General features: G+C 68.6%; 13 protein-coding genes. 3 read left to right on the top strand and 10 right to left on the bottom strand.

What is annotated here, in order from left to right; translation table 11 throughout:
* Positions 1–628 precede the first annotated feature (628 nt).
* From AC5P98_RS06530 to baeS, 10 genes are all read right to left on the bottom strand, one after another.
* Entirely contained in the window at positions 629–1927 is a 1299-nt protein-coding gene (locus AC5P98_RS06530; RefSeq protein ID WP_014648783.1) for a DUF58 domain-containing protein, read from the bottom strand.
* Positions 1924–2910, bottom strand: coding sequence for an AAA family ATPase (locus AC5P98_RS06535; protein ID WP_099475633.1), 987 nt, complete (start codon positions 2908–2910; stop codon positions 1924–1926). The genes AC5P98_RS06530 and AC5P98_RS06535 overlap by 4 nt, the downstream gene beginning before the upstream one ends.
* Positions 2907–4091, bottom strand: coding sequence for a DUF4350 domain-containing protein (locus AC5P98_RS06540; RefSeq protein WP_032957038.1), 1185 nt, complete (start codon positions 4089–4091; stop codon positions 2907–2909). The genes AC5P98_RS06535 and AC5P98_RS06540 overlap by 4 nt, the downstream gene beginning before the upstream one ends.
* Positions 4088–5704, bottom strand: a complete 1617-nt coding sequence (locus AC5P98_RS06545; protein ID WP_049404932.1) for a DUF4129 domain-containing protein — start codon at positions 5702–5704, stop codon at positions 4088–4090. The genes AC5P98_RS06540 and AC5P98_RS06545 overlap by 4 nt, the downstream gene beginning before the upstream one ends.
* Entirely contained in the window at positions 5694–6686 is a 993-nt protein-coding gene (locus AC5P98_RS06550; protein ID WP_014648779.1) for a stage II sporulation protein M, read from the bottom strand. The genes AC5P98_RS06545 and AC5P98_RS06550 overlap by 11 nt, the downstream gene beginning before the upstream one ends.
* Positions 6683–7372 (bottom strand): RDD family protein, encoded by a 690-nt coding sequence (locus tag AC5P98_RS06555; RefSeq protein ID WP_049404933.1) that lies wholly within the window; start codon positions 7370–7372, stop codon positions 6683–6685. Before AC5P98_RS06555 ends, AC5P98_RS06550 begins: the two co-directional genes overlap by 4 nt.
* 123 nt (positions 7373–7495) lie before the next feature.
* Positions 7496–8026, bottom strand: a complete 531-nt coding sequence (locus tag AC5P98_RS06560) for a gamma carbonic anhydrase family protein (protein ID WP_014038860.1) — start codon at positions 8024–8026, stop codon at positions 7496–7498.
* A 142-nt stretch (positions 8027–8168) separates the two neighbouring features.
* Positions 8169–8990, bottom strand: coding sequence for a nucleotidyltransferase domain-containing protein (locus tag AC5P98_RS06565; protein WP_049407460.1), 822 nt, complete (start codon positions 8988–8990; stop codon positions 8169–8171).
* A 135-nt stretch (positions 8991–9125) separates the two neighbouring features.
* Positions 9126–9815: a response regulator gene (locus AC5P98_RS06570; RefSeq protein ID WP_014648775.1), complete on the bottom strand. Its 690-nt coding sequence runs from the start codon at positions 9813–9815 to the stop codon at positions 9126–9128.
* Positions 9812–11203: a sensor histidine kinase efflux regulator BaeS gene (gene baeS, locus AC5P98_RS06575; RefSeq protein WP_049403959.1), complete on the bottom strand. Its 1392-nt coding sequence runs from the start codon at positions 11201–11203 to the stop codon at positions 9812–9814. The genes AC5P98_RS06570 and baeS overlap by 4 nt, the downstream gene beginning before the upstream one ends.
* A 128-nt stretch (positions 11204–11331) precedes the next feature.
* Here baeS and smeA point away from each other — a divergent pair, with 128 nt between their 5' ends.
* From smeA to smeC, 3 genes are read left to right on the top strand one after another with little or no spacing between them, the layout of a single operon-like run.
* Positions 11332–12528, top strand: coding sequence for a multidrug efflux RND transporter periplasmic adaptor subunit SmeA (smeA, locus tag AC5P98_RS06580; protein WP_049403957.1), 1197 nt, complete (start codon positions 11332–11334; stop codon positions 12526–12528).
* A 12-nt stretch (positions 12529–12540) separates the two neighbouring features.
* On the top strand, positions 12541–15690 hold the full coding sequence (gene smeB / locus AC5P98_RS06585) for a multidrug efflux RND transporter permease subunit SmeB (protein WP_495229917.1): 3150 nt from the start codon (positions 12541–12543) through the stop codon (positions 15688–15690).
* Positions 15687–17102, top strand: a complete 1416-nt coding sequence (gene smeC, locus AC5P98_RS06590; RefSeq protein ID WP_049403953.1) for a multidrug efflux transporter outer membrane subunit SmeC — start codon at positions 15687–15689, stop codon at positions 17100–17102. Before smeB ends, smeC begins: the two co-directional genes overlap by 4 nt.
* The last annotated feature ends 83 nt before the right edge of the window (positions 17103–17185 follow it).

Below are 17185 nucleotides of genomic sequence, written 5' to 3' on the forward strand. Positions count from 1 at the left end.
GCCAACCAAGGTTGGCACCTACCAGGGCGATGCATCGGTTGTTGCAGAGGTAGTGCCGGCCGCTGGCCGGCAACCGGTTTCGGTAGATGCCGACCCTGGTCGGCGCTGTGGATTTCGTGCCAACCAAGGTTGGCACCTACCAGGGCGATGCATCGGTTGTTGCAGGGGGTAGTGCCGGCCGCTGGCCGGTGACTGTGTTTGGTAGATGCCGACCATGGTCGGCGCTGTGGGTTCGTGTTAACCAAGGTTGGCACCTACCAGGGCGATGCATCGGTTGCCGCAGGGGTAGTGCCGGCCGCTGGCCGGTAACCGCCGTTGGTAGATGCCGACCTTGGTCGGCGCTGTGGGCGGGCCAACCAAGGTTGGCACCTACCAGGGCGATGCGGCGGTTGTTGCAGGGGGTAGTGCCGGCCGCTGGCCGGTAACCGGTTTTGGTAGATGCCGACCTTGGTCGGCGCTGTGGATTTCGTGCCAACCAAGGTTGGCACCTACCAAGGCGATGCGGCGGTTGTTGCAGGGGGTAGCGCCGGCCGCTGGCCGGCAACCGGTTTTGGTAGATGCCGACCCTGGTCGGCGCTGTGGATTCCGTGCCAACCAAGGTTGGCACCTACCAGAGCGATCGCGGGTATCAGAGCAGCCCTTCGCGCTTCACCGCCAGATAGCGTTCCACCAGCGCGCCGGGCAGGGCATCGGCGGTCACGTCCAGCACCATCACCTTTTCGCTGCGCAGGGCCTCATGCGCCTTCGCGCGTTGCTGCAGGTACAGCGCGGCGGCACCGGCCTGGGTGGCGTCTTCCAGTGTCTGCACCTCGCCCTCCAGTGCGCCGTCCAGCTCGCGTTCGCGCAGGCTGGCCACGCACACCAGGTGGCGCCGCTGCAGCAGGCGCACTGCCGCCAGCAGGTCTTCGATGTCCTCATCACGCACGTTGCTGACCAGCATCACCAGCGCACGCCGGCGCTGGCGCAGCGACACCTCGGTGGCGGCGGCCAGGTAATCGGTGGCCACCGCGCGTGGCTGCAGGTCGTAGCTGGCGCGCAGCAGGTGCTCGACCGTACCCATGCCGCGCTGCGGTGCCACCCAGCGGCGTTCGCCACCGGCAGCGTACAGGCCGGCAGCGTCGCCCTGGCGCAGCGCCAGGTAAGCCACCACCAGCGAGGCGTTCAAGGCATGGTCGAAGTGCGAGAGCCCGCCTTCGCTGGCCAGCATGCGCCGGCCACTGTCCAGCATCAGCAGCAGCTGCTGGTTCTTCTCGTCCTGGTATTCGCGCGAGATCAGCTTGCGCGCACGGGCGGTGGCCTTCCAGTCGAGCTGGCGCAGGCTGTCGCCGATGCGGTACTCGCGCATCTGGTGGAAATCGGTGCCTTCGCCACGGCGGCGCTTCACGTGCGCACCGACCAGCCGCGAGGCCTGGTCGGCACTGAACAATGCGAAGCGGGTGAGCGGCACGAAGTTCGGATAGACCCGCACCTCCAGCGCCGGCGGCAGCGTGCGTTGCTGCCACCACAGGCGCCACGGCGAACGCATGCGCAGGTGCACCCCCTCGAAGCGGAAGTGCCCACGCTGCAGCGGCTGCAGGTGGTAGTGCAGGGTGGACGCCGTACCGGCCTGCAGGCGCACGCGCTGCGGCAGCGCTTCCAGCGGCCAGCCGCCGGGCACCAGGTCGAACACCTGCACCGTCATCGATTGCTCGGCCTGCAGGCGCAGCGCCGCCTCGCGGCGCACGCCCAGCGCCAGCGCTTCGGGCAGCTCGCGCTGTACCTGCGGCGACGGACGCCGCGACTGCCGCCACAGATCCCACAAGGCGGGCAGCGCGATGACGACGGCTGCCAGCGCCCAGCTCCAGCGCGGCAGCCACCCGCCCAGCACCAGGCCGCCCAGGGCAGCCCAGGCCAGCAACAGCGCCAGCAGCAGCGGGGCCGGTCTCATCGGCGCGGTGCTTCCACCTTGGCCAGCAGCGCGCCCAGCACGTCGTCGGCGTCCTGGCCTTCGATCTGCAGCTCCGGGGCCAGTGCAATGCGGTGGCGCAGCGCCGGGCGCGCAATGTCGCGCACGTCGTCCGGCGTGACGAAGTCACGGCCGGCCAGCACCGCCTGCGCGCGCGAGGCACGCACCAGCGCGATGCTGCCGCGGGGGCCAGCGCCGACCGCGATGCCCGGCCACTGCCTCGTGGCCGCCACAATCCGTACCGCGTAGTCGATCACTTCGTCATCGACGGTGATCGCCGCGGTCGCGCGCTGCAGTTCCAGCAGCTCGCCGGCCCCCAATACACGCGGCACCTGGCTCAGGTCGAAATCGCTGGCGGCACGGCCACTGGTGATCGCGGTCACCATGCGCCTCTCGTCCTCCAGCTGCGGGTAGTCGATCAGCACCTTCAGCAGGAAGCGGTCCAGCTGTGCTTCCGGCAACGGGTAGGTGCCTTCCTGTTCCAGCGGGTTCTGCGTGGCCAGCGCCATGAACGGCGGCGCCAGGGTGAAGGCCTTGCCTTCGATGGTCACCTGGCCTTCCTGCATCACTTCCAGCAGGGCCGACTGGGTCTTGGCCGGGGCACGGTTGATCTCGTCGGCCAGCAGCAGGTTGGTGAACACCGGGCCGCGACGGATCTTGAAGCTCTCGCTCTTCGGGTCGTACACCGCGTGGCCACTGACGTCGCTGGGCATCAGGTCGGGGGTGAACTGCACGCGCCCGTAGTCCAGCTCCAGGGCCTGTGCCAGTGCACGCACCAGCAGGGTCTTGCCCAGACCGGGCACGCCTTCGATCAGCACGTGGCCACCGGCCAGCAGCGCCACCAGGATCTGGTCCAGTACATCGGCCTGGCCGATGAAGGCGTGTCCAACGGCGGTGCGGATGGCATCGACGCGTTCGATCAGGCGGGCGTTGGCGGCCGCCGGCAGCTCGGGGACTTCGGTCATAGCAGGGATCTCATCTGGAGCAGCAAGCGGATGCGCTCGCGCAGGGCGGAGGAATCGTGCGGTGGCGGGGGCGTGAGCGCGCTGGCAACACGGCCTTGCGGCCATTTCAGCAGCTCGGCGATGGCCTGATCGCGCGGCGCACCGTCCAGTGCAGCGGCTACCGGTGCGCGCAGGCGCAGGCGATGCAGGAACAGGGCGAACACGGCGTCGTACAGGCGCGTGCCGTGGCCGAAGCGCAGCAGCAGCTCGCCACTGGCACGCACGTGCTCCAGCAGCGAGCGGCGTTCCAGCACCGGCGACGGCAGCAGGCTGCCGAAGCGCTGCGAGCGGGCCCACAACCAGCCCAGCAGGGCCAGCAGCAGCGGCGCCCACAGCGGCCAGCCCTGGTAGAACAGGCGCGCCCACAGTGACGGCGGGCGGCTGGCATAGACCAGCCAGAACGCTCCCTTGCCGTAATTCGGGTCGAGCAGGTAACGGGTCAGGTCGCGGTGCGAGAGATCGTGCAGGCCATCACTGGCCTTGCCTGCGGCCGACGCCAGGCGTGCCGCCGGCGAATCCACCTCGCCGCGCATGAATTCCATGTCGGCCAGCACGCTCACCTTGCCCTGGCCATGGTGCAGGCGTGCGAACACCAGGCTGTGCTCGTTGCCCCAGCGCCGTTCGGCCCGCGCATTGGCGGCAAAGCCCAGCGTGAAGCGACGGCCACCGCAGAACTCGACGTGGCTGGGATCATCGATGACGTGGAATGGCTGGCAGTCGCTCTGCTGATACAGGCTGTCCACGCCCAGCTGGTCCAGCAGGGGCCCCTGCGTGCTGCTGGCGTCGTCCTCGGCGGGCGGCGGCGTACGCACCAGCAGATGGCCACCACCATCAACCCAGGCCAGCAGGGCCCTGGCCGCCGGTGCCGGCAGTTCGCTGCTGTCCTGCAGCAGCACCACCGTATCGTGCGGGCCCAGCGCCATCTGCTGCAGGTCCAGCCGCGGCCGCGAGTGCACCTCGATGCCATCGGCACGCAGGGCCTGGCCCAGCACGTACAGCGGGTTGTAGCCAGCTTCGCCCTGCGGCGGCAGCTGCACGGTCTCGGTCACGCGTTCGTGCGTGCGCAGGTAAAGGATCGTCAGCGGCACGCCGAACAGCACCAGCGCGCCCAGCAGCAGCGACCAGAACAGGCGCGGACTCATGCCAGCCACCTGTACTGCCGGCGCAGGGTATCGGCCAATGCATCGAAATCGGCGCGGCTGGGCAGGCGGCCACCGTAGGCGGCGTACTGCCACATGCGCACGATGCGCGCGAACAGGTCACGGTCGGTGGCATCGGGCATTCGCCGCGACGCGCGCAGGCATTGCGCTTCGGTAGCACCGGGCGGAAGCGCGATGCCGCTGCGCTCGCCCACCGTGCGCACGCTGGCGCGGTACAGCAGGGCCAGCGCCTGCCGCGGCCGCCCCTGGTCCCACAGCAGGCCGGCCTGGGTGGCCACGTCCGGCGGCAGCACGACCGGCAGTTCCACCGGTTCTTCCACTACCTGCGGTGCGGCCTCGGCCTTGCGCCGGCCACTGCCGCGCAGCCACGGCAGCCACAGCCGTGCGGTCAACAGCAGCACCAGCAGCAGGACGCCCAGCAGGCCCCACAGGCCCCACTCGGCCAGGCGTGCCAGCCAGGCGATGCCGTCCTTGCGCGCTTTGCGTTCACCCTTGCTGTTGGTGTCACGCTGCAGCTGCTTGTCTTCCTTCTTTTTTTCCTCGGCCTGCTCGATCGGCTTCCAGCGCGTGACCTGGCGGGTCGGGCGCTGCAGCGGGTCCTCATAGGCGCGGTTCACCGCCTGGCGGAAGCCGGCGGTGTCCACTGGCGCTGCACCGAAGATCATGGCCGGTGCATTGGCCGGATCGTTCGCCGCAGTGGCCGGTTCCTCCGCGCTGTCCTCGTCCTCTCCGGCATCGTCCGCCTGTTCTGCGGCCGTCTGCGCGTCCTGCGCATGTACTGGCGCGGAGGCCAGCGGCAGGGCAAGGCACAGCAGCAGCGCCAGCGTCGATGCCGCCGGCAGCAGCCGCTCGCGCAGGCGGCGCAGGGCGATCTCCACGTCCCACGCTTCCATCTGCGTGCGCCGGTTCAAGTACAGGCCGAAGCCGGCGCCGACGTAGAACGGACCGATCAGCACCGAGGCCAGCCAGCACGCCAGGTTGAAGCCCGCCCGCGCCCAGGCGGGTGTGTCCTGGCCGATCATGTCCCACGCGGCACGCCATGATTCGGACATCAGCTCCAGCGGCATGAACATGAACACCGCGCCGATCGCACCGGACACCAGCACCGCTTCAAACGCCATGCAGGCCACGGTCAGCACGGCGGCGGCACCCGCCGCACCAGCGGCCACGGCACGGCGGCGTGCACCGCGCTGGGCCGGCGCATTGCCCTCCAGCAGGTTCACCGGCAGGCACAGGCTGCGCAGCACGCTGAAACGGCGCCAGCCCAGGTAGCCCCAGAAACCTGCATTGCCCCAGCTGCGTTGCGCGCGCAGGGCCGCCAGCGTACCGACCGGCTCGCCGAAGATGCCACGCGACAGCACGTACAGCGGCGCCCGTTCGAACAGCGGCTTGCACCACCACATCGCCAGCCACGCCCAGCCGAATGCATCCAGCCACCAGCCCAGCGCGTTGAAGACCACGAACAGCGGCGCACTGGCCAGCAGCCAGCTGCCCCATACCGCGCGTGCGTGGCGGCGCGACAGGGCGCTGCCCAGCTCCATTGCTTCCCAGCCGCTGCGCGCGCGCAGCACCACGTCCAGGTGATCAATGCGCATGGCCGCCTCCGCGTCCGCCGCGCCACAGCCACAGCAGCACGCCGGCCCACAGCATGCCGGCCACGCTGAACTTGCCCCACGCCGGCACGTCGGCAATCGACGACCAGAAGGCTTCGATGAACGCGGCCACCAGTAGCATGAACGCCACGCCCAGGCACAGGCGCGCACCGATGCGGCCGCCCTCGACCAGTGCATCCAGGCGGCTGCGCCGGCCGGGTGCCAGCAGTTTCATGCCCAGCTGCAGGCCGGCACCGCCGGCGATCACGATCGCGGTCAGCTCGAAGGCACCATGGCCTGCGACGAAGCGCCAGAACGGATCACCATGGCCGATGTGCTGCAGGTGGCCCGCCACCGAACCGATGATCACGCCGTTGAACAGCAGCACCAGCAGCGTGCCCAGGCCGGCCAGCAGGCCGCTGGCGAAGGTACGCAGGGCGATGCTGATGTTGTTGAGGATGTAGTGGCCGAACATCATCCAGTCGGTGCCGCTGTCGCGTCCCAGGCGCTCGGCGGCCGGATCGTACATGCGCTCCATCTCGGCGATCTGGCGGTTGTCCATCACCATGTGGATCAGGTCCGGATAGACCTGCACCAGCACGAAGCAGGCCAGCGCCGGCAGCGCGAACATCGCCAGCGCCACCCACATGCTGCGCGCCTGGCTGCGCACCAGCAACGGGAAGTCGGCCACCAGGAATTCCAGCGCACCGCGCCAGCGCGTCGGCGGCGTGCGGTACAGCACGCTGTGGCCCTGCTGCATCAACTGCTGCAGGCGCTGCACCAGCTGCGGGCTGTAGCCACGCTCGCGGGCCAGCGCCAGCTGCTGGCACAGGCGCCGGTAGCGCTGCGGGAAGGCGGTATCGTCCAGCGCGAGCGCGCTGGCCTTGCGCCGCGTGCGGCGCGAAGCACCGGCGCGCAGCAGCAGCCAGTGTTCCAGGTCCTGCCATTCCTGCTGGTAGCGGGCGACGAACTGTTCCTGCTTCATCGCCGCCCCAGCAGCCAGTTGGCCATGGCATACAGGCGCAGCACGCCGACCTGGCCGTGGGTGCCGGTCAGTGGCTCGGCAATGCCGGCCAGTTCCTGCTGGCGTGCCGCCGACAGCCGCGGCGCGCGCTCGGCGAAGGCCATCAGCGCCGCCTGTTCTTCCGGTCGCAGCGGCTGCGGCGGGGCCAGCACGCTGTCGATGGTGGGCGGAGGCGGCAGGTACAGCACCGGTGCATGCACCACCACGGTACCGGCCACCAGGTCGCCGAGGCGGCGGCCGTGGGAATCGAACAGGCTGCTGATCAGGCCCAGTGCATAGCCGAACGGCAGCATGTCCACGGTGCGCAGCAGGTTGCGGGTGATGGCGGCCATCCAGCCCACCGGCGCGCCATCGCGCGCGAGCACGCGCAGGCCCAGTGCGCGCTTGCCCAGGGTGCGGCCCCACCGCGCTTCGCAGACGATCGGGTAGGCCCAGTAGACCAGGAACATCAGCACCAGGCCGAGCCCGGAGCCGAACGAATCCAGCAGTGCCAGCGGAATCGACATCAGCACCAGCACCGCGATGCGCACGCCCAGATCGATCAGCCAGGCCATCGCCCGGGGCACCGGTCCGGCCGCCGGCAACTGCAGCGGCACACCCTCCGGCGTCACCACCTCGCGGTAGGTATCGAGCATCGGTGCGGCCATCAGTGCGATGGCCTTCGTTGTGGGCGGCGGAGTCCTCTCCGGCAGGCAGCCACAGGCATGGGGGTCTCGACAGGTCCTGGTCGGGCCCAGACTTTAGCAGAGCCGCATGGCGGCGTTGGCCGTTCAGCCCAGGTATTCGTCCTTCAGCCGCACGTAGTGGTCGGCCGAATAGTGCAGCGACTCGATCTCCTTGTCGCTCAGCGTGCGCGCCGGGCGGGCCGGGTTGCCCACCCAGAGCTCACCTTCACCGACCACCTTGCCCGGGCCGACCACCGCTCCGGCACCGACGAAGCCATGGCGTTCCACACGGGCGCCATCGAGGATGCAGGCGCCCATGCCGATCAGGCTGTAATCACCGATGGTGCAGGCGTGGATGATGCAGCCATGGCCGACGGTCACGCCTTCGCCGATCAGGGTCGGGTAGCCGGCCTTGTTGTACGGGCTGTGGTGGCTGACGTGGATGATGGTGCCGTCCTGCACATTGGTGCGCGCACCGATGCGGACGTAATTGACGTCGCCGCGGATGATCGTACCCGGCCACACTGATACGTCCTCGGCCAGTTCCACGTCACCGATGAGGGTGCAGGCCGGATCGATGTACACGCGCTCGCCGAGGACGGGCATCTTGTCGCGGAAGGGGCGCAGCGGGTTCATCGGTGTCTCCAGAAATCAGGGCGTTCACCGCGATGATACCTGCGTGGTAGTGCCGGCCGCTGGCCGGCAACCTCAATGGGCGCACCTGGAATTCTGCGGTTGCCGGCCAGCGGCCGGCACTACCCGAGTCAGGTGCAGCCGCTCAGATCGGCGCGTGCTCGGCCAGCATCTGCCGGAACAGCTCATCCAGCCACGCCGCATCACCGTGTCCAGCGGGCAGCTGCGGCGCCTGCGCAGTCCGGATGGCCAGTTCACGATCGATGAAATCGCTGATCGCCGCGATGCGTGGTCCGGCACTGACCTCGGCACTGGCGCGTTTAACGGCCAGCAGGGCATCGATGGCTTCACGCACCGGGCCGTGCGTCAGCAGCCGGTCCAGCAGGTCCTCGAAGGCCATCGGCGGGGGGGTCTGTTCGTGCTCGATCCACTGGCAGGCCAGCAGTGGGCGCAGCACGTACAGGTACTTCTTCGTGCGTACCGTTTCGCCACGCAGGTAACCGCGATGGTTCGAGCGCGCCATGTTGAAGTAGTGCCACCACGTGCCCAGTGGTGAATAGAACGACTCAGCTGCCTTCCAAAGCTGCGACACTGCGGTGTGATCCTGCTGGTAGATGATCGGCGAGCGCAGCCATTCAATCAGTGTCGGATTGGATTTTGAAACCAGGCGCAATGCCTTGCGCAGGTCCCAGCCGCTGACATCGAGCTCATCGTCGATCGGCAATTCGATCACATCCCGCTGCGCATCGCCGGGGCCGGTGCTCTCGTTGACGGTGAGATACCACGGCTGGCGATGCACGTAGATGAAGCGTGCATCGTAATCGCTGTCCGGCGAAGAGAAGCCCCAGCCGCGACTGCCGGACTCGCACGCCAGCAGAACGCGCACGTCGTGTCGCTGTTCGATGTCGGCGAGGCTGGAAAGAATGGCGGCGCGCTTGTCCGGCGCGATCGGGTGGATGTCGTCCATGCAGTCGTGATCCGTTGATGTCGAGCGTGCTCGACTGTAGCGCAGTTGCGCACGGGTAGTGCCGGCCGCTGGCCGGCAACCTCAATGGGCGCACCTGGAATTCTGCGGTTGCCGGCCAGCGGCCGGCACTACCGGCTAGGGTTCGTAGCTGTAGCCCATGCCGTACACCGAACGGATCGGTTCGCCTTCCATGCCGGCGTCGGCCAGCTTGCGGCGCAGGTTGCGCACATGGCTGTCGACGGTGCGGTCGACCACCACGCGGTGGTCCAGGTAGAGGCGGTCGAGCAGCTCATCGCGCGCCCAGATCCGGCCGGGCGTGGCCAGCAGGGTGCGCAGCAGGCGGTATTCCACCGGCGTCAGGTCCAGGCCCTTGCCGTTCCAGGTGGCGCGTGCCGCCGGTTCGTCGATATGCAGCCCGCTGTTGGCGCGTGCAGCGGGGTCCGGGCGGTAACGGCGCAGCACTGCCACCACCCGCGCCACCACCTCGCGCGGACTGAACGGCTTGCAGATGTAGTCGTCGGCACCGATGTCCAGGCCCAGCAGGCGGTCGATCTCTTCCACCCGCGCGGTGACCATGATCACCGGTACATCGCTGCCGGCGCGCAGTTCGCGGCACAGGTCCACGCCATCGCGTTGCGGCAGCATCAGGTCCAGCAGCACCAGGTCGGGCTGGTAGCGGGCGAATGCGTCGATCACCTGGCCGCCATCGTCCACCCATTCGCTGGTCATGCCGGCGGCGGCCAGGTAGTCACGCAGCACCGAGGCCAGGCGTGGCTCATCCTCGACGATCAGGATCTTCGCGGACGCGGCGGGGGACAGGCTCATGCGGACTCCGGCAGGGTGACGACCACGCGCAGCCCGCCCAGCGGCGAGGGCTCGGCGTGGATATGGCCGTGGTGGGCGAGGATGATGTTGTGGCTGATGGCCAGGCCCAGCCCGCTGCCGCCGCTGGCGCGGTTGCGCGAACTCTCCACCCGGTAGAAGCGCTCGAACAGCAGCGCGCACTTGTCGGCCGGTACGCCCGGCGCGGTGTCTTCCACGATCAGCTGCACGCCGGCGGGCACGCGCGCAGCCTGCACGCGCACGCGGCCGCCGCCATGGGTATAGCGCAATGCGTTGTCCAGCAGGTTGGCCAGCACCTGCTGCAGGCGGCGCTCGTCACCGGACACCTGCAGCGGTGTGGCGGGCAGCGCTTCTTCCAGTGCCAGCCCCGCCGTGGAGAAGCGCACGCGCATGCCATTGAGCTCGCTACGCAGCAGCGCCAGCAGGTCCAGCGGGGCGAAGCGGTAGGCCAGACCGCCGGACTGGGTCATCGACAGGTCGTGCAGGTCGTCGATCAACTTGCCCAGCTGGCGGATCTCGCCCTGCAGGGCACCCAGGTTGGCGCGGTCCAGCGGGCGGATGCCGTCCTCGATCGCCTCCAGTTCGGCGCGCACCACCGCCAGCGGCGTGCGCAGTTCGTGCGAGATGTCGGCGATGAAGGCGCGGCGGTTGCGCTCGGTGTCGTCCAGCGCCTGCGCCATCCGGTTGAAGTCGTTGACCAGTGCATCCAGCTCGTCATCGCTGGTGCGCTCGATGCGGGTGGCGTAGTCGCCGGCGGCGAGCCGGTGGGTGGCGGCGGCCAGCTTGGCCAGGCGCTGGCGCAGCGCGCGCGACACCAGCCAGGCCAGCACTACGGTCACCAGCAGCAGCGAGATGCCGATCACCCACCATGCGCGCACCTGGGTGTTGTAGAAATTCAGGTCGTTGGTGGCGATGACGGTCTGGAACGGCACCATGCCCAGCCAGCCGACGGCGTGCCCGTCCAGCTGCACCGGATGCGGCTCGTCGTCGCTGATCGCGTCCGGGTTGCCGGCCACGAACCGATGCTGCGCATCGAACAGGCCCAGCCGCGAGGGAACGCCGGTCTGGTCGGACAGCGGCGGCACGGGCCCCTCGTGCCCATGGCCCAGGTCCGGGCGCAGCAGCCGCGCCCAGCGGTCACTGTCGCCGCGCAGATGCTCCCAGCCGCCGTGCGTGCGGTACTCGCGCTGCAGGTGTGGCATCACGCGCTGCATGCGCAGGTCGCCCTGGTCGTTGAGGTAGTCCAGGAAGCCGGTCTGGAACGCCACGCGGCTGGCAATGCCGTTCACTGCCAGCACCAGCAGGCAGGCGGTGAAGATCGCGAGGAAGGTCTTCGCGGTCAGGCCGAATTTGAATCGAATCTTCGCCATCGCCGGGCCATTAGCGGCGCATGCGGCGCCGAAAGCAAGCGCCCGCTGAGCCGGTCGCACAATCTCCATATTCTCTGCACACTTTCACGGCAGCGTGCACGGGTCAACGAAAGGCCCCCACGCCCCCCATGTCACTCCTGCGTCCGCTGTTCCGCTCCCCCCGTGCGTTGTTGTTGCCCCTGCTGCTGGCCTTGGCGGCCTGCTCGGCGGGCAGGACCGAGGCCCCGGCCACCCCCGAAGTCGGCGTCATCACCGCCCGCGCGCAACCGCTGGCACTGCAGCAGACCCTGCCCGGCCGGGCGGTGCCGTTCGAGGTGTCCGAGGTGCGGCCGCAGATCGGTGGGCTGATCCGCCAGCGGTTGTTCACCGAAGGCCAGCAGGTCAAGGCCGGGCAGCTGCTGTACCAGGTCGATCCGGCGCCGTACCAGGCCGCCTTCGATACCGCGCGTGGCCAGCTGGCGCAGGCCGAGGCCGCTGTGCTGTCGGCGCAGCCAAAGGCCGAGCGCACCCGCACGCTGCTGGGCATGGACGCGGCCAGCAAGCAGGACGCCGACGATGCCACCTCGGCACTGAAGCAGGCCCAGGCCAACGTGATTGCCGCGCGCGCGGCATTGCAGGCCGCCCGCATCAACCTCGACTACACCCGGGTGACCGCACCGATCGACGGCCGCATCGGTACCTCCAGCGTCACCGCCGGCGCGCTGGTCGCCGCCGGCCAGGACGCGGCGCTGGCGACCATTCAACGGCTGGACCCGGTCTATCTGGATGTGACCCAGTCCAGCACGCAGATGCTGGCGCTGCGCAAGCAGCTCGACGCCGGCCTGGTGAAGGCCATCGACGGCAAGGCCCAGGTGAAGGTGCTGCTGGAGGACGGCAGCACCTATGCCCATGAGGGCACGCTGGAGTTCGTCGGCAGCGCAGTCGATCCAGGCACCGGCAACGTGGTGCTGCGCGCGGTCATTCCGAACCCGGAGGGCCTGCTTCTGCCGGGCATGTACCTGAAGGCGGTGTTGCCGATGGCCACCGATGCGCGTGCCCTGCTGGTGCCGCAGAAGGCGGTGCTGCGCAATGAACGTGGCGAGCCGCTGCTGCGCCTGCTCGACGCAAAGGATCGCGTGGTCGAGCGGCGGGTCAGCACCGGCCAGGTGGTGGGCAACCAGTGGCAGATCACGCAGGGCCTGAAGGCTGGCGAGCGGGTGATCGTCAGCAACGGCAGTGCGGTAGCGCTGGGCCAGCAGGTGAAGGCGGTGGCGGCCACCACGGCGCAGCTGGCGGCGATGCCGGCGGTCGACCCGAACGGCAACACCGACGAAAAGTCGCACTGAGGCCTGCCGCGCATGGTTCGTTTCTTCATCGACCGGCCGATCTTTGCCTGGGTGATCGCCATCGCGGTCAGCCTGCTTGGCCTGCTCGCGATCCTGATCCTGCCGGTGGACCGCTACCCGCAGATCGCCCCGCCCACCATCACCATCCGCGCCACCTACACCGGCGCCTCGTCGCAGACCGTGGAAAACGCGGTCACCCAGGTCATCGAGCAGTCCCAGCAGAGCCTGGACCACCTGATGTACATGACCTCGACCAGTGCTTCCGATGGCTCGGCGCAGGTCAACCTGGTGTTCGCCACCGGCACCAACCCGGACACCGCGCAGGTGCAGGTGCAGAACCAGCTGCAGGCCGCGATGGCCACGCTGCCGCAGGCGGTGCAGCAGAACGGCCTGACCATCACCAAGTCCAGCGGTTCGATCTTCGAGGTGCTGTCGTTCACCAGCGAAGACGGCAGCATGGACAACTTCGATGTCGCCAACTTCATGGAAGCGCGCATCGACGACCAGATCAGCCGCGTCAGCGGTGTCGGCAACATCCAGCCGATCGGCCAGGAATACGCCATGCGTATCTGGCTGGACCCGGAAAAGATGCGCCAGTACGCGCTGATGCCGTCGGACATCGAGACCGCACTGCAGGCGCAGAACACCGACGTGTCGGCCGGTGAACTCGGTGGCCAGCCGGCGCTGAAGGGCCAGCAGCTGGACGCGACCGTGACCGCGCGCAGCCGCCTGCACACGCCCGAGCAGTTCGCGCAGGTGGTGCTCAAGGCCGATGCCAATGGCAGCGTGGTGCACCTGGGCGACGTGGCGACGATCGGCCTGGGCCCGGAAAGCTATGACAGCATCAGCACGTTCAACGGCAAGCCGTCGGCCTCGCTGGGCATCGAGCTCAACGCCGGTGCCAACGCCATCGCCGTCTCCAAGGCCGTCGAGGCACGGCTGCAGCAGCTGCAGAAGTACTGGCCGCATGGCTACACCTACCACGTGGCGTTCACCACCACGCCGTTCGTGACCATCTCGCTGAAGGAAGTGGTGATCACCCTGATCGAGGCGATCGCGCTGGTCGTGCTGGTGATGTACCTGTTCCTGCAGAACTGGCGGGCCACGTTGATCCCGACCATCGCGGTGCCGGTGGTGCTGCTGGGCACCTTCGGCGTGTTGGCCGCGTTCGGGTACTCGATCAACACCCTGACCATGTTCGCGCTGGTGCTGGCCATCGGCCTGCTGGTGGACGACGCCATCGTGGTGGTGGAGAACGTGGAGCGGGTGATGACCTTCGAAGGGCTGGCACCCAGGCCAGCCACGCTGAAGGCGATGGGCCAGATCACCGGCGCGCTGGTCGGCATCGTGCTGGTGCTGACCGCGGTGTTCCTGCCGATGGCGTTCTTCAGCGGTGTCACCGGCGTGATCTATCGCCAGTTCTCGGTGACGATCGCCGCTGCGATGATCCTGTCGGTGCTGGTGGCGATGACCATCACCCCGGCGCTGTGCGGCAGCATCCTGCACCAGATTCCCAAGGGCGGCCATCCGCATGGCGACCCCGCAGGCGAGCCCAGCCTGCTGGGCAAGTTCTTCATCTGGTTCAACCATCGCTTCGAGCGCACCTCCAACCGACTGCGCCATCGCGTCGACCGCTTCCTCGGCCGGCGCACGCTGGGCGTACTGTTCTACCTGGTGCTGAGCGTGGCCACCGGCCTGTTGTTGTGGCACCTGCCGGGCGCGTTCCTGCCCGATGAAGACCAGGGCATGCTCAACGCGCTGGTGAAGCTGCCCGCCGGGTCCACCCTGGAGCAGACCCGTGCCGTGATGGATCGCCTGAGCGCCGCCGCGGTGAAGGACGACAGCGTACTGTCAATCCAGGCCACCGCAGGTTTCAGTGTCAGCGGCAGTGGCCAGAACGTCGGCCAGGCCTTCATCCGGCTCAAGGATTGGGACGACCGCAGGGACGATGCCGATACCATCGCCGCGCGCTTGACCGCGGCCATGGCCAGCGTGCCCGATGCGCAGGTGTTCATCACCTCGCCACCGGCCATCCTCGGCCTCGGCGATGCCGGTGGCTTCACCCTGGAACTGCAGGACGAAGGCGGTGCCGGCCATGCCGCCGCCGTGGCCGCGCGCAACACGCTGCTGAAGGAGGCTGCCAAGGATCCGAAGCTGGTCAACGTGCGCTACGCCAGCCTGGAAGACGCGCCGGTGTACGCGGTGAAGGTGGACGACGCCAAGGCGCAGGCGATGGGCGTGAATCCGCAGGACATCAATGACACCTTGAACGCCGCGCTGGGTGGCGACTTCGTCAACAACTTCATCTACAAGGGCCGCATCAAGAAGGTGTTCATCCAGGGCACGGCCGAAGCCCGCATGCAGCCGCAGGACATCGAGCGCTGGAGCGTGCGCAACCAGGCCGGGCAGATGGTACCGCTGTCGTCGCTGGTCAGCGCGCACTGGACCAGTGCGCCGGCCGCGCTGCAGCGCTACAACGGCGTCTCGGCGATGGAGATCACCGGCCAGCCGGCACCGGGCGTCAGTTCCGGCGAGGCGATGGCCGAGATCGCACGCCTGGCCGACACGCTGCCGGAAGGCTTCAGCCATGCCTGGTCGGACATGGCCTACCAGGAACAGCTGTCGGGGAACCAGGCGCCGATGCTGTATGCCATCTCGCTGCTGTTCGTGTTCCTGTGCCTGGCCGCGCTGTATGAAAGCTGGGCGGTACCGTTCGCGGTGATGCTGGCAGTGCCGGTGGGCGTGTTCGGCGCCGTGCTGATGATGAACCTGCGTGGCCTCAACAACGACGTGTACTTCCAGGTCGGCCTGCTGACCACGATTGGCTTGGCAGCGAAGAACGGCATCCTGATCGTCGAGTTCGCGCGCATCCTCGAGCAGCAGGGCAGGAGCACCCGCGACGCGATCCTGCAGGCGGTCTACCTGCGGCTGCGCCCGATCGTGATGACCTCGCTGGCATTCCTGATGGGTGTGCTGCCGCTGGTGTTCGCCACCGGCGCCGGTTCGGCCGCGCGCCGTTCGCTGGGTACCGGCGTGGCCGGCGGTACGGTCGCCTCGATGGTGCTGGGCATGTTCTTCGTGCCGTTGTTCTACCTGCTGGTGCGCCGCCTGTTCCCGGGCCGCGCGCCGGCCGACGCCACTGCCCCGGAGGCACGCCCATGAAGCCGATGCTGCTGTGCGCCCTGGCGGCCGCAACGATGACCACCGTGCTGGGCGGCTGCGTGAGCATGGCCCCGCACTACCAGCGCCCCGAGGCGCCGGTGCCGGCACAGTTCGCCAATGCCGCCACCGGCGAGACCGGGCCAGCACTGGCGATGCCGGCCTGGCGCGAGGTGTTCCTGGAGCCGCGCCTGCAGCAGGTCATCGCGCTGGCACTGCAGAACAACCGCGACCTGCGCGTGGCGGTGCTGCAGGTGGAGAAGGAACGCGCGCAGTACCGCATCCAGCGCGCGGCGCTGCTGCCGTCGGTGGATGCCAGCGGCAGCATCACCCGCTCGCGGGTGAGTGATGCCAACAGCGAGATCGGCGTCAGCCAGGTGACCGAATCCGATAACGTGCAGGTCGGCATCAGCAGCTGGGAACTGGACCTGTTCGGGCGCATCCGCAGCCTGAAGAACGAGGCGCTGCAGAACTGGCTGGCCAGTGCCGAGAACCAGCGTGCGGCGCGCACCAGCCTGGTGGCAGAAGTGGCCACGGCCTGGCTGGCGCTGGCGGCCGACGAGCAGTCGCTGGCGTTCACCCGGCAGACGCTGGACAGTCAGCAGCAGACCCTGCAGCGCACCGAGGCCCGCCATGCACAAGGCCTGGCCTCGGGCCTGGACCTGTCGCAGGTGCAGACCAGTGTGGACGCCGCGCGCGCTGCGCTGGCCAGGCTGCAGACCCAGCAGGCGCAGGATCGTGATGCGCTGCAGTTACTGGTGGGTGCTCCGCTGGACGCGGCATTGCTGCCCAGCGCGCAGGCACTGGACGGCACCGTGGCGCTGGCGCCGTTGCCTTCCAACCTGCCCTCGAGCGTGCTGCTGCAGCGTCCGGACGTGCTGTCCGCCGAACACGCGTTGCAGGCGGCCAACGCCGATATCGGCGCCGCGCGCGCCGCGTTCTTCCCGACGCTGACGCTGACTGCCAACTACGGCCACAGCTCCACCGCGTTGTCGACGCTGTTCTCGGCCGGCACCCGCGGCTGGTCGTTCGCGCCCAGCATCACGGCGCCGATCTTCCACGCCGGCGCGTTGAAGGCCTCACTGGATGCCTCGAAGATTGGCAAGGACATCGGCATCGCTCAGTACGAGAAGGCGATCCAGCAGGCCTTCAGTGAAGTGGCCGATGCCCTGGCCACGCGCGATCACCTGGGCGCGCAGATGGAGGCACAACGGGCACTGGTCGCCGCCAGCCAGCGCAGCTACACGCTGGCCGAGGCGCGCTATCGCACCGGGCTGGACGGCTATCTGCAGGCGCTGGATGCGCAGCGCAGCCTGTTTGCCGCGCAGCAGGACCTGATCGCGCTGCAGCAGCAGGAAGCGGGAAACCGGGTGACGCTGTTCAAGGTGCTGGGCGGTGGCGCAGACGCACGGTAACGCGCCCTGCTCTGGTAGGTGCCGACCTTGGTCGGCACGGAAGCATGGAGTGTCGCGATCTGATGATTCGTGCCGACCAAGGT

It is taken from the genome of Stenotrophomonas sp. YJH_SMC_135 (genome assembly GCF_059372355.1).